Genomic DNA, 12,321 nt, shown 5'->3' on the forward strand with positions numbered 1-12,321 from the left:
CGCCGGCCGCGCCGTGGAGGCGGCGGGCCGGCGGACGTCGGAAACGATCAGAGAACGCGCTGCACCCAGCCCTGCGGGTCCTCGGCCTCGCCGCGCTGGATGGCCACCAGCTGCTCGCGCAGCGCAGTGGTGGACCGGCCCGGCTCGCCGCCGCCGATCAGGAACTCGCCGTCCGGGAAGCGCACCCGGCCGATCGGGGTGATCACCGCGGCGGTGCCGCAGGCGAAGACCTCGCGCAGTCGGCCGCTCGCGGCGTCGGCCTGCCAGTCGGCGAAGCTGATCGGCCGCTCCTCGACCCGGTGCCCGGAGGCGGCCGCCAGGGTGAGGATCGCGTCCCGGGTGATGCCGGGCAGGATGGTGCCGGTCAGCGGCGGGGTGACCAGGGTGTTGTCGTCGTAGACGAAGAAGACGTTCATGCCGCCCAGCTCGTCGACGAACCGGCGCTCCACCGCGTCGAGGAAGACCACCTGGTCGCAGCCGGCCTCGATCGCCTCGGCCTGGGCGGCCAGCGAGGCGGCGTAGTTGCCGCCGCACTTCGCCGCGCCGGTGCCGCCGGGCGCGGCCCGGGTGTAGTCCGGGGAGACCCAGACGGTCACCGGCTTGACGCCGCCGGCGAAGTACGCCCCGGCCGGCGAGGCGATGACGCAGTAGAGGTACTCGTTGGCCGGGCGGACGCCGAGGAAGACCTCGCTGGCGAACATGAACGGCCGCAGGTAGAGGCTGGCGTCCGGGCCCTCCGGGATCCAGTCCCGGTCGATCTCGACGAGCTTGCGCAGCGACTCGACGAAGGCCTCCGGCGGCAGCTCCGGCATGGCCAGCCGGCGGGCGGAGGCGACGAACCGGGCCGCGTTGGCCTCCGGGCGGAACATGGTGACCGAGCCGTCGGCGGTCCGGTACGCCTTGAGCCCCTCGAAGATCTCCTGCGCGTAGTGCAGGACCGCGCTGGCCGGGTCCATCGGGATCGGCGCGCGCGCCTCGACCCGGGCGTCGTACCAGCCCTTGCCCTCGGCGTAGCGGATGGTGACCATGTGGTCGGTGAAGACCCGGCCGAACCCCGGGTTGGCCAGCAGGGCGGCCCGGTCGGCGGCGGATACCGGCGCGGGATTCGGACGGATCTCGAAATCGAGCTTGTCACCACCGCTCATCGCGCTGACCTCCCTGCGGGTTCGCGGCGTGCGGGATCGCACACCGACGTCACTGGTGCCTGAAACTTACCCCGAACGGTCGTTCAGCGGATAGCTCCGCCCCGGCAGATCGAGCGCTCCGAATGAGGGCGCGCGGGGGCGTCGGCGAGGCGGCCTCGGGGACGACCGCGGCCCGGCCCGGGGTCTGGCGACCCGGCGCCGGACCGGTGACGGAGCTGACGGGCCGGTCAGCTCACCGCGTGGGCGGCGAGCCGGTCGCCGACCTCCGCCGTGCGCAGCGGTACGCCCGGGGTGCGGGCGGCCAACTCCGCGGCGACCGCGCGGGTGACCCGGGCGGCGGCGTCGGGGTGGCCGAGCTGGTCGAGCAGGAGCGCCACGGAGAGCACCGCGGCGACCGGGTCGGCGACCCCCTTGCCGGCGATGTCCGGCGCCGAGCCGTGCACCGGCTCGAACATCGACGGGTACGCCCCGGTCGGGTTGATGGAGCCACTGGCCGCGAGCCCGATGCCGCCGGTGACCGCGGCGGCGATGTCGGTGAGGATGTCACCGAAGAGGTTGTCGGTGACCACCACGTCGTACCGCTGGGGCTGGGTGACCAGGAACATCGCCGCGGCGTCGACGTGCTGGTACTCCGTGGCGACGTCGGGGTGCTCGGCGGCGACGGCCTCGAAGGCGCGGGCCCAGAGCGAGCCGGCGTGGGTGAGCACGTTGGTCTTGTGCACCAGGGTGACCTTGCGCCGCTCCCGGCGGGCGGCCCGGGCGAAGGCGTCCCGGATGACCCGTTCCACCCCGTGCCGGGTGTTCAGGCTCTCCTCGGTGGCCACCTCGGCCGGGGTGTCCCGGTGCAGGGTGCCGCCGGCGCCCGCGTAGAGCCCCTCGGTGCCCTCGCGGACCACGACCAGGTCGACCTCGCCCGGCTTGACGGTCGCCAGTGGGCCGGGAACGCCCGGCCAGAGCCGCGACGGCCGCAGGTTGACGTACTGGTCGAAGGCGAACCGGAGCTTGAGCAGCAGGCCGCGCTCCAGCACCCCGGGCGGCACGCTCGGATCGCCGACCGCGCCGAGCAGGATGGCGTCGTGGCCGGCCAGCTCGGCCAGCACCGACTCGGGCAGCACCTCGCCGGTACGGTGGTAGCGGGCCGCGCCCAGGTCGTACTCCGTGGCCTCGGTGCCGGGAAGCACGGCGTCGAGGACCTTGCGGGCCTGCGCGACCACCTCGGGTCCGATCCCGTCCCCGGCCACCACCGCGATCCGTGCCACCTGACGCTCCTCCACCTCGTCGCCTGGGTGCACCGTACGTCGTCGTCCCGCCTCCCGGTACGGACCTTCCACGATCCGGGAAACTCGGATGCTCAGGAGGCTCCCAGGTGGCATTCATGGTGCGGTCATCTCCGCTACCTAGGGTCGATGACGTCAGCGGGTCACGGGGGCCCGGGACGGAGCCAGCCGCGGCGTTGCGGCGCCGGCGGCGAAGGAGCGGGTGTGATGCGGATCGACCAGCAGTCCAGACCAGGCCGGGCGGACGAGCAGGCGCGCACCCGATGGGTGGACCAGGCGGCCTTCTCCCGGCGCCGGCCGGACCTCCGGCTCGGCACCCGCACCCACCGGGTCGACCCGGCCGACGCCGCCGGCGACCGGATCGCCGCGTCGCACACCGTCCGCACCAGCACCGCCGAGTACTCGCTGCTGCTCAACGCGCCGCAGCACCTGGGCCGCCGGGTGGTCGGTGACGCCCTGCGCGACGCCGTCGCCGAGCTGCGCGCCATCGACCTCACCTACGGGCCCACCCGCCCGGACAGCCTGGTCTCCCGGCTGCGCCGGGGCGAGATCGGCACCGAGTCGTACCCGCCGCTGGCCGACCTGGTCGACCGCTGCGCGGCGATGCGCGCGGCCACCGACGGCTGGTTCGACGCCTGGGCGGTGCCCGGCGGCTTCGACCCGGGCGGCCTGCTCAACGGCTGGGCGGTGGAGCGGGCCGCGGCCCGGCTGCGGGCCGCCGGCATCACCGACTACGCCGTGCTCTCCGGCGCCGACCTGACCGTACGCGGGCACGCCGCGCACGGCGGCCCCTGGCGGGTGGCCGTGCACCACCCCACCGACGGGCGGCGCGCACCGCTGGTGCTGGAGATGACCGCCGGCGCGGTGGGCACCTCCGGGGTGACCGGCCGGCGCGGGCACGTGGTCGACCCGCACACCGGCGAGCCGGCCGAACACCTGGTCGCCGCCACCGTCGTCGGCCCCGACCTCGCGGTCGCCGACGCCTACGCCACCGCGCTCTACGCGGCCGGGCCCACCGGGCTGTCCTGGTTCCGCAACGGCTCGGGATATCAGGCTCTCTTCGCCCACGGCCGCCGCTGAGTGGTGCGGGCGGCACGTCGGCCGACGGGGTGGAGGGGGTCCACACCGGTGGCGCGGTCGACGGGCCGGCGATCGGCCCCCACGGTCTCGGCAACGACCGTGGGGGCCGGTCAGCGACGAGTGCGCGTGGCTCGCGCAATCGAGGGGTGCGGACCGGCCGGCCGGACGCCTGACCTCGTCACCCGAAGACGTGTCGACGCCTCGACTCACCCGGTGACCGCACCGGTACGCTAGCGAATCGACGCAACTCGACGCAAGAGTCTCCACAGCGGACCGTTCGCCGAGGACCGTCGCCACCACCTGGTATCCGTCGGCGGGTCAGTGTCGCCGGGGGGAACGCCGGATGGCACGCTGTGCGCCGTGAGTTTCGATCTCAGCGTGTGGGCCCTGCCTGACGGGGCCACGCCCGAGGACGTGCGGGCGGCGGTGCGGCGGTGCCGCGAGGGGCAGCACGGCGACCGGTACCCGGATCCGCGGGTGGTCGGCTTCTACCGGGCCATCACCGCCAGCTACCCCGACCGGCCGGCCGGCCCGGGGACGCCGTGGGAGGTGGCCCCGCTGCACGCGGCCGTCGACCACGTGGAGCTGAACCTGGTCCCGACCTGCGAGGACCAGGTGCTGCTCGACATCGAACGACTGGCCGGCGAGCACGGCCTGATGCTCTTCGACGCCCAGGACGGCTCGGTCTATCCGCCGCCCTCCCCCGTCGGGGGCTGACCGCCGGTACGACGAAGGGCCCGGCCGTGACGGCCGGGCCCCCCTGCGTCGTGCGGTGGGACTACTCGTCGCGCAGGTCCGCGGCGCTGGCCGAGTTGGCGCCGATCGAGTCGGCCGCCGAGGTGAGCAGGTCCGCGCCGAGCGCCTGGTCGACGGTGAGGGTCATCAGCGTCTCGCCACCGGCCTCCCGACGGGCCACCTGCATCGCGGCGATGTTGATGCCCGCCTCGCCGAGCAGGGTGCCGACGGTGCCGACCACGCCCGGCCGGTCGACGTAGCGCAGGAAGAGCAGGATGCCCTCCGCCCCGATCTCCACGTCGAAGCCGTCGACCTCGGTCAGCTTGATGACGTCCCGGGTGCCGGTCTGGGCGACCGTGCCGGAGACGCTGACCGTACGGCCGTCGGGCAGCGCGCCCCGGACGGTGACCAGGTTGGGGTGGTCCACCGTCTCGGCCTGGGTGGCGAGGGTGACCTCGACGCCCCGCTCGGCGGCCAGGTGCGGCGCGTTGACGTAGGTGACCTGCTCCTCCACCACCGAGCTGAACAGCCCCTTGGTGGCGGCGAGCTTGAGCACCGAGACGTCGTGGGCGACGATCTCGCCGCGCACCTCGACGGTGACGCTGGCGGCGACCCCGCCGGCGACCGCGGTGAACGCCCGGCCGAGCTTCTCGGCCAGCGGCAGCAGCGGGCGGACGTCCTCGGCGACCACGCCGCCGGCCTGCACGTTGACCGCGTCCGGCACGAACTCGCCCTGCAGCGCCAACTTGACGCTCTTGGCCACGGCCAGGCCGGCCTTGTCCTGCGCCTCGTGGGTGGAGGCACCCAGGTGCGGGGTGGCCACCACGTTGTCGAAGGCGAACAGCGGCGACGAGGTGCAGGGCTCCTTGGCGTACACGTCGACGCCGGCGCCGGCGACCCGGCCCTCGGCGATCGCGTCGGCCAGGGCCTGCTCGTCGACCAGGCCACCGCGGGCGGCGTTGACGATCCGGACGCCGGGCTTGACGACCGCCAGCTCCTTCTCGCCGATCAGGCCCACGGTCTCCGGGGTCTTCGGCAGGTGGATGGAGATGAAGTCGCTCTCCCGCAGCAGCTCCTCCAGCCCGACCAGGCGGACGCCGAGCTGGGCCGCGCGGGCCGGCTGGATGTAGGGGTCGTACGCGATCAGCCGGGTGCCGAAGGCGGCGATGCGAGACGCGAAGAGCACGCCGATGCGGCCGAGACCCACCACGCCGACGGTCTTGCCCTGGAGCTCGACGCCGGTGTACTTGGACCGCTTCCACTCCCCCGCCTTGAGCGCGGCGCTTGCCGCGGCGGTGTTGCGGGCCACGGCGAGCAGCAGCGCGACGGCCTGCTCGGCCGCGGAGACGATGTTGGAGGTGGGGGCGTTGACGACCATGACGCCCCGCGCGGTGGCGGCCGGCACCTCGACGTTGTCCAGGCCCACGCCGGCCCGGGCGACCACCTTGAGACGCGGCGCGGCGGCGATCGCCTCGGCGTCGATCTGGGTGGCGCTGCGCACGATCACCGCGTCGGCCTCGGCGAGCGCGGAGAGCAGGGCCGGGCGGTCGGTGCCGTCGACGTGGCGTACGTCGAAGTCGTACGCGAGCACCTCGATGGCGGCGGGAGCGAGTTCTTCGGCGATCAGTACGACAGGATTCATTGGTCCTCGTAGATGTCGTCAGAGCGGTCGGCTGCGGCGGGGGACGCCGCGCTGCGCCCTGCGGTGAGCCGTGCCATGGCCGTCAGGTGCCGGCTACGCACCTACCAGGGATCGTAGGGCGCGGGTCGGCCGGCGTGTCCGGGACTGCGGGGTGAGTGCCCTCACAAACCAGACATGTCCCGGGGCTGAACAGGGGCGGAACGCAGGCGGCGGCGGGCCCGGCGCCGGGGAGAGCGCCGGACCCGCCACCCGTGCCGGTCAGGCCGTCTCGGTGATCGGCCGATCCACCCAGCTCATCATCGACCGCAGCTTCTGGCCGGTCTCCTCGATCGGGTGCGCCGCGCCCTCGGCCCGCCACTTGGCGAAGTTCGGCCGGCCGGCCTCGTCCTCGGCCACCCACTCGCGGGCGAACTCGCCGGACTGGATCTCGCCGAGGATCTTGCGCATCTCCTCCTTGACCCGGGAGTCGATGACCCGCGGGCCACGGGACAGGTCGCCGTACTCGGCGGTGTCGGAGACGCTGTACCGCATCCGGGCGATGCCGCCCTCGTACATCAGGTCGACGATGAGCTTCAGCTCGTGCAGGCACTCGAAGTAGGCCACCTCGGGGGCGTAGCCCGCCTCGGTGAGCACCTCGAAGCCGGTCTGCACCAGCGCCGCCGCGCCGCCGCAGAGCACCGCCTGCTCGCCGAAGAGGTCGGTCTCGGTCTCCTCGGTGAAGGTGGTCTTGATCGCGCCGGCCCGGGTGCCGCCGATGCCCTTGGCGTACGACAGGGCGAGCGCGAAGGCGGAGTCGCTGGCGTCCTGCTCGACGGCGACCAGGCAGGGCACGCCCTTGCCGTCGACGTACTGGCGGCGGACCAGGTGACCCGGGCCCTTCGGGGCGACCATCGCCACGTCCACGTCGGCCGGCGGGGTGATCAGGCCGTACCGGATGTTGAAGCCGTGGCCGAAGAAGAGCGCCTTGCCGGGGGCGAGGTTGGGCTCGATCGCCTCGGTGTAGAGGGCGCGCTGCGCGGTGTCCGGCGCCAGGATCATGATGACGTCGGCCTCGGCCGCCGCCTCGGCCGGCGTGAGCACCCGCAGGCCCTGCTCCTCGGCCTTCGGCCGGCTCTTCGAGCCCGCCGGCAGGCCGATCACCACGTCGACGCCGGAGTCGCGCAGCGACAGCGCGTGGGCGTGGCCCTGGCTGCCGTACCCGATCACCGCGACCTTGCGGCTCTGGATCAGGCCCAGGTCGGCATCGTCGTCGTAGTACACCTCAACGCTCATTGACTTCCCTTTCGTACGGCGGTCCGAGCGGCCCGTCGTGGACTTGTGCGATGGTTCGGGCGGCGCGGAGCGCCGGCGAGGTCAGGTCAGGCGGCGCGCAGCGCGGGCCCGGCGGTGATGGAGCGCGAGCCGCGCCCGATCGCCACCGTGCCGGACTGGACCATTTCCTTGATGCCGAAGGGTTCGAGGTCGCGCAGCAGCGCGTCGAGCTTGTCCGGGGTGCCGGTGGCCTCGATGGTGAGCGTGTCCGGCGCGACGTCGACCACCCGGGCCCGGAACAGGTTCACCGTCTCCAGCACCTGCGCCCGGGCGTTGCGGTCCGCGCGGACCTTGACCAGCAGCAGCTCCCGGGCGACCGAGACCTGCGGGTCCAGCTCCACGATCTTGAGCACGTTCACCAGCTTGTTGAGCTGCTTGGTGACCTGCTCCAGCGGGGACGACTCGGCGTTGACCACGATGGTGATCCGGGAGACGTCCGGGTTCTCGGTCTCGCCGACGGCGAGGCTGTCGATGTTGAAACCGCGGCGGGAGAATAGGCCGGAGACCCGGGCCAGGACACCCGGCTTGTTCTCCACCAGGACGGACAGCGTGTGCAGGGTCATCAGATTTCGTCCTCGTCGAAGGCCGGGCGGACGCCACGGGCGAACATGATCTCGTCGTTGCTGGTGCCGGCGGCCACCATCGGCCAGACCATCGCGTCCTTGCCGACCACGAAGTCGATCACGACGGGGGCGTCGGTGATCGCCATCGCCGCCTCGATGGTCTTGTCCACGTCCTCGGCGTTCTCGCAGCGCAGGCCGATGCAACCGAGCGCCTCGGCCAGCTTGACGAAGTCCGGGATGCGGTGCTTGTGGGTGCCCAGCTCGGTGTTGGAGTAGCGCTCGCCGTAGAAGAGCGTCTGCCACTGCCGGACCATGCCCAGGTTGCCGTTGTTGATCACGGCGATCTTGACCGGGATGCCCTCCAGCGCGCAGGTCGCCAGCTCCTGGTTGGTCATCTGGAAGCAGCCGTCGCCGTCCACCGCCCAGACCACCGTGTCGGGCCGGCCCACCTTGGCGCCCATCGCCGCCGGGACGGCGTACCCCATGGTGCCGAGGCCGCCGGAGTTGAGCCAGGTGCCCGGCTTCTCGTACGAGATGAACTGGCTGGCCCACATCTGGTGCTGGCCGACGCCCGCCACGTAGATCGCGTCCGGGCCGGCGATCTCGCCCAGCCGCTTGATCACGAACTGCGGGGAGAGGGTGCCGTCGGACGGCTCCTCGTAGCCCAGCGGGTAGCGCTCGCGCAGGTCGTTCAGCTGGGTCCACCAGTCGGCCAGGTCGGAGCGGTGGCCGGCCTTGCGCTCGGCGGTCACCGCGGTGATCAGCTCGTCGATGACGTGCTTGGCGTCGCCGACGATCGGCACGTCCGCGTGCCGGTTCTTGCCGATCTCCGCCGGGTCGATGTCGGCGTGCACCACCGTGGCGTCCGGGGCGAACGAGTCCAGCTGGCCGGTGACCCGGTCGTCGAACCGGGCGCCCAGCGCCACGATCAGGTCGGACTTCTGCAGGCCGTAGACCGCGGCGACGGTGCCGTGCATGCCGGGCATGCCCAGGTGCTGGCGGTGCGAGTCGGGGAACGCGCCCAGCGCCATCAGCGTGGTGACCACCGGGATGCCGGTCAGCTCGGCGAGCTTGCGCAGGCTCTCGGTGGCGCCGGCCTTGAGCACGCCGCCGCCGACGTAGAGCACCGGCCGGCGGGCCATGGCCATCAGCCGGGCCGCCTCGCGGATCTGCTTGCCGTGCGGGTGCAGGGTCGGCCGGTAGCCGGGCAGGTCGAGGGTGGGCGGCCAGGCGAAGGTGGTCGGCGCCTGGAGGACGTCCTTGGGGATGTCGACCAGCACCGGCCCGGGCCGCCCGGTCGAGGCCAGGTGGAACGCCTCGGCGAGCACCTGCGGGATCTCCTCGGGCGTCTGCACCAGGAAGTTGTGCTTGGTGATCGGCAGGGTGATGCCCTGGATGTCCGCCTCCTGGAAGGCGTCCGTGCCGATCGACGGGCGCGCCACCTGGCCGGTGATCGCGACCATCGGCACCGAGTCCATGTACGCGTCGGCGATCGGGGTGACCAGGTTCGTCGCGCCCGGCCCCGAGGTGGCGATGCAGACGCCGACCCGACCGGTCGCCTGGGCGTAACCGGTGGCGGCGTGCCCGGCGCCCTGCTCGTGGCGGACCAGGATGTGCCGCACGGTCGAGTCGTAGAGCGGGTCGTACGCGGGCAGGATCGCCCCGCCCGGGATGCCGAAGACGACGTCGACGCCGAGCGCCTCGAGGGACCGCACCAGCGAGCCGGCGCCGGAGACCTGCGCCGGCGCGGACTGCCGTACGGTCGCGGCGGCTCCGTCGGCGCCGGCCGATGCGCCCCTGCCACCACCGGCCGGGACGGTGCCGGGCCGCGGCGCGGGGGTGTGGTCGGCGTCGCTGGCCGCTTCGGTGGCCGTGCGCGCCCGCCGGGCGGAGTGGGCGAGGGTCTCTGGCGTGGGTCTCGTCATGGCGGTTCAGCCCTTCGGCTGGAGTGGGTGGAGCTTCTTCGACGTGCAACGGGGGCGGGTCCGCCCCGGCGGGTCCGACGGCAATAAAAACGGCCCGCGTGCAGATGCACGGGGCCAGCGCACTCTCGACGGGAGAGAGTGCGCTCAGGTAAGTACTCGCAGCGACCGGATCGACGACATGTGGACAAGCCTGACGCATCTCGCGGGATGAGTCAACTCATCCCACATGTTGGTTCACGAACGGGGGACACCGTCACCGGTCGGGGCCCCCGGAACCGGCCCGGCCTGCGCGGATCCCTCCTGCGAGACACGTGGCGCGGGCACCGGCGGGTGGGACCGCAGTCGGGGCAGCAGCGGCGACGGAGTGGGCCGGACCGGCGGGGCCGGCGCCGGCGGCGGGAGCGACGCGGGCCGGGCCCCCGGCGAGGTGGCCGCCTCCAGCATCGCCTCCAGGTGCTCGGCCGGCACCCCCCAGCCGAAGAGCGCGCCCTGGCCGAAGCGGCAGCCGGCGGCGACCACCGCGGCCAGCTCGGTGGGCGAGGTCACCCCCTCGGCGATGACCTCCAGGCCGAGCTGGTGGCCCAGCCGCATCACGATGTCGACCATCGGGGCGAAGGCCGGCCCGTCCCGGTCCACCGGACGGACCGGCTCGTGTTCGGCGACCAGACTGTGGTCGATCTTGAGGATGTCGATCGGGAGCCGGCGCAGCTGCCCCAGCGACGAGTACCCGGCGCCGAAGTCGTCCAGCGCGATCCGCACCCCGGTCAGCCGCAGCGCGGTCAACCGGCGGATCAGCTCGTCCAGGTCGGTGGCGACGGCGTGCTCGGTGACCTCCAGCACCAGCCGCTGCGGCGGCACGTGGTGGGCGCGCAGCGCCTCGGCGACCTGCACCACGTACTCCGGGGCGTGCAGCTCGCGCGGGGAGACGTTGACCGAGACCCACACGTCGTGCCCGTCGGCCAGCCACCGGGAGAGCTGCCAGCAGGCCTGGTGCAGCACCCAGGCGCCCAACTTGGCGATCATCCCGCACTCCTCGGCCAGCGGGATGAACTCGTCCGGGCGGACGTTGCCCAGCTCCGGGTGGTGCCAGCGGAGCAGCGCCTCCGCGCCGACCGGACGGACCGACGGCAGCGAGGCGACCGGCTGGAACGCCAGCCGCAGCTCGTCGCGCTCGATCGCGCCACGCATCTCGTGCTCCAGCCGGGTCCGGCGCAGCAGCAGCTGGTCGTACGTGCCGTCGTAGCGCTCGATCCGGTTCTTGCCACGCTGCTTGGCGTAGCGCAGCGCCAGGTCGGCGTGGCGCAGCAGCCCCACCACGTCGGGCTCGCCGCACTGCCCGGCCACCCCGATGCTGACCGACAGGAACACCGGCCCGTCCGGCTGGTCGTACTCCCGGCCGAGCACCCGGAGCAGCCGCTCGGCGACCACGTCGGCGTCGGCCTGGCGGCCCCGCATCAGCACCGCGAACTCGTCGCCGCCGAGCCGGGCGGCCAGGTCGCCGGGGCGCAGGTTGCCCCGCAGCCGCCGCCCCACCTCGGCCAGCACCATGTCGCCCACGTCGTGGCCGCGCATGTCGTTGACGTTCTTGAAGCCGTCCAGGTCGAGGCCGAGCAGCACGCAGCCGACGCCCTCGTCCGCGCAGCGCTGCATCTCGCGCAGCAGGCCGCGCCGGTTGGCCAGCCCGGTGAGCGGGTCGGTGTGCGCCAGCTCACGGAAGTGCGCCTCCCGCTCGGCCAGCCGGCCGGCGTACCCGCGCATGTCGTTGAGGGTGAGGTACTGCCGGGCGACCAGGGCGAAGCCCTCGATGCTGCCGGCGACGATGCCGAGCGCGTCGAACCGGCCGCCCTGAACGAGGTGGAACATCGCCGAGGCGGCCATCGCGAACATCGGCACGAAGGCGTACTCGCCGTCGCGGCGGATCAGGTCGACGTCGACCTGGCCGGACGGCTCCCGGTGCACCGCCAGGGCGGCGGCCAGCAGGCCCAGGGCGAGCAGCGCGGTGCCGGCGAGGGTCATCCCGCGGCCGGTCTGGCAGACCCCGGCGACCACACCGAGCCCGCCGGTGGTGGTGGCGGTGATGCCGGCGGCGAGCAACGCGAACCGGAACCGGGGTGAGTCGGCCCGGAGCACCACGATCAGCGTCAGGCCGGCGGTCGCCGCGGCGGTCACCGAGGCGAGCAGGATCGCCGGGCAGGCCACCGGGGTGGCCGCCCCGAGCAGCCGGGTCGGCCCGGAGAAGAGCACCCAGCCGACGAACCAGAGCGCGGTGGCGATGATCAGGCCGTCCAGCAGCAGCCGGGCGGTGGCCGCCCGGCTGACCACGGCACCGGGGAGCCGGAGCAGCCCGGCGCAGGCGGCGGCCCCGCTCAGCGCGACGGTGACGGCGATCAGCACCGGCCAGCCGGTCAACTGGGTGGCCCGGTGCGGGGCGTGGCCGGGGTCGCCGATCACCACGGCCAACCCGGTCGACATGCCCACCAGGGCTACCGCCGCGGCGGCGGCCAGCAGGAGGTACGGCTGGCGGTGCGGGCCGGCGGAACGGCGCCGGGCCGAGCCGGCCAGCAGTGCGGTGGCGGCCACGGCGAGGAGGCCGCTCAGCACCGCGACGGCGACCATGCCCGGGGGGAAACGCACGCCCTCAAC

At 73.6% G+C, this 12,321-nt stretch carries 9 protein-coding genes; 2 read left to right on the top strand and 7 right to left on the bottom strand.

Translation table 11 applies throughout. From position 1 onward, the window contains the following. Positions 1 to 47 precede the first annotated feature (47 nt). On the bottom strand, positions 48 to 1,145 hold the full coding sequence (locus tag V6U81_RS01145; RefSeq protein WP_334482997.1) for a branched-chain amino acid aminotransferase: 1,098 nt from the start codon (positions 1,143 to 1,145) through the stop codon (positions 48 to 50). A gap of 227 nt (positions 1,146 to 1,372) precedes the next feature. Next, the gene (locus tag V6U81_RS01150; protein ID WP_334483000.1) at positions 1,373 to 2,404 is read right to left on the bottom strand and encodes a 3-isopropylmalate dehydrogenase; all 1,032 of its coding nucleotides are present in this window, start codon (positions 2,402 to 2,404) and stop codon (positions 1,373 to 1,375) included. Between the two features lie 225 nt (positions 2,405 to 2,629). On the opposite strand from V6U81_RS01150, the gene V6U81_RS01155 reads away from it, so the two are divergent. Together V6U81_RS01155 and V6U81_RS01160 are read left to right on the top strand one after the other, a co-directional pair. Beyond that, complete coding sequence (locus V6U81_RS01155; protein WP_334483003.1) at positions 2,630 to 3,502, top strand: FAD:protein FMN transferase; 873 nt, start codon at positions 2,630 to 2,632, stop codon at positions 3,500 to 3,502. A 360-nt stretch (positions 3,503 to 3,862) separates the two neighbouring features. Beyond that, positions 3,863 to 4,219: a hypothetical protein gene (locus V6U81_RS01160; protein ID WP_334483005.1), complete on the top strand. Its 357-nt coding sequence runs from the start codon at positions 3,863 to 3,865 to the stop codon at positions 4,217 to 4,219. 61 nt (positions 4,220 to 4,280) lie between these two features. Here the strand turns inward: V6U81_RS01160 and serA are convergent, their stop codons facing one another. The 5 genes from serA to V6U81_RS01185 form a co-directional block, all read right to left on the bottom strand. Then, the gene (gene serA / locus V6U81_RS01165; protein WP_334483007.1) at positions 4,281 to 5,879 is read right to left on the bottom strand and encodes a phosphoglycerate dehydrogenase; all 1,599 of its coding nucleotides are present in this window, start codon (positions 5,877 to 5,879) and stop codon (positions 4,281 to 4,283) included. A gap of 258 nt (positions 5,880 to 6,137) precedes the next feature. Beyond that, complete coding sequence (gene ilvC / locus V6U81_RS01170) at positions 6,138 to 7,151, bottom strand: ketol-acid reductoisomerase (protein WP_334483009.1); 1,014 nt, start codon at positions 7,149 to 7,151, stop codon at positions 6,138 to 6,140. Between the two features lie 86 nt (positions 7,152 to 7,237). Next, complete coding sequence (ilvN, locus tag V6U81_RS01175; protein WP_088963577.1) at positions 7,238 to 7,753, bottom strand: acetolactate synthase small subunit; 516 nt, start codon at positions 7,751 to 7,753, stop codon at positions 7,238 to 7,240. Next, the gene (locus V6U81_RS01180; protein WP_334483014.1) at positions 7,753 to 9,678 is read right to left on the bottom strand and encodes an acetolactate synthase large subunit; all 1,926 of its coding nucleotides are present in this window, start codon (positions 9,676 to 9,678) and stop codon (positions 7,753 to 7,755) included. The genes ilvN and V6U81_RS01180 overlap by 1 nt, the downstream gene beginning before the upstream one ends. A gap of 234 nt (positions 9,679 to 9,912) precedes the next feature. After that, on the bottom strand, positions 9,913 to 12,294 hold the full coding sequence (locus tag V6U81_RS01185; protein WP_420883947.1) for a putative bifunctional diguanylate cyclase/phosphodiesterase: 2,382 nt from the start codon (positions 12,292 to 12,294) through the stop codon (positions 9,913 to 9,915). Between the last annotated feature and the right edge of the window lie 27 nt (positions 12,295 to 12,321).

Source organism: Micromonospora lacuserhaii (assembly GCF_036902735.1).
Classification (GTDB): Bacteria; Actinomycetota; Actinomycetes; order Mycobacteriales; family Micromonosporaceae; genus Micromonospora.